Raw genomic sequence first — 816 nt, 5'->3', positions numbered from 1 at the left:
GTCGGACACTATCGCTTTGGGCGATCCACCATAAAAACGAAGTGCCGCTGTGCAACAGGATATCATATCTTCGCGTTTCTGGCTCCTGCATGCCTGGATATAGGTGTACTGGCTGCACGGTAGTATGGCCACAAATACTTCCACAGCGATAACCTCTCCGGTGTGTTTATCGATGATCTGCAGCTTCTTCCCGGCAAAGTCCACGAACATTTCTTCGCCCGCAATATGCTGAAGTTTCATTGAACCCTTTTCTTTTGGATATTTACGGCGGTAATGTTCGAGAAACTGCGTGTAGCTATATGGTTCTGCGGCTAGCTCAACATATTGCTGATAATGATACAGAAAGGTAAAGCCGGGATGATTCCGGGCCTTGTTGACCCCCTCAAAGTAAAGCATTAGTTCATTGTGGCGGGCAGCGTCCAGCGTCGTATGGGATGAAAACAGTTCGGATAAAGTAGCGGTATCAAAGCCCAGAAGTTCCTTGAACGAATAGCCACTGCCTGCAAATAGTTGCATGTAGGTATTGACTGTATTGCGGGAAATACCGAGAACGGAACCTATTTTACGGTTACTGTAACCGTCCAGATGTAATGTGAGTATTTGTTTTAAGTCCATCGGATCAAGTTTGTTGGCCATATCGCTGTATTTAAAGCGACAAGGTAATTCTTTCTTGATCTTTTTAAAGTGGCACAATTCAAACCGTAAAAAATACGGATGGACGGACTAAAACTATACCACTAAAGTGGCATCATTTGAACCGTAATAGCTGGCACCATCCGACCGAAATGACTGGCACAAATCAAACCGTAATATCCA

At 44.7% G+C, this 816-nt stretch carries 1 protein-coding gene; it reads right to left on the bottom strand.

Annotated features, from left to right (window positions below; all coding sequences use genetic code 11):
* On the bottom strand, positions 1 to 636 hold a 636-nt coding region (locus B3E00_RS05300), incomplete at its 3' end, for a LuxR C-terminal-related transcriptional regulator (RefSeq protein ID WP_293937442.1).
* Positions 637 to 816: the final 180 nt, after the last annotated feature.

Origin of the sequence: Sphingobacterium sp. UBA5996 (assembly GCF_002429765.1) — a bacterium.
Taxonomy (GTDB): Bacteria; Bacteroidota; Bacteroidia; order Sphingobacteriales; family Sphingobacteriaceae; genus Sphingobacterium.
This window is presented reverse-complemented; position numbering and strand designations above follow the sequence as displayed.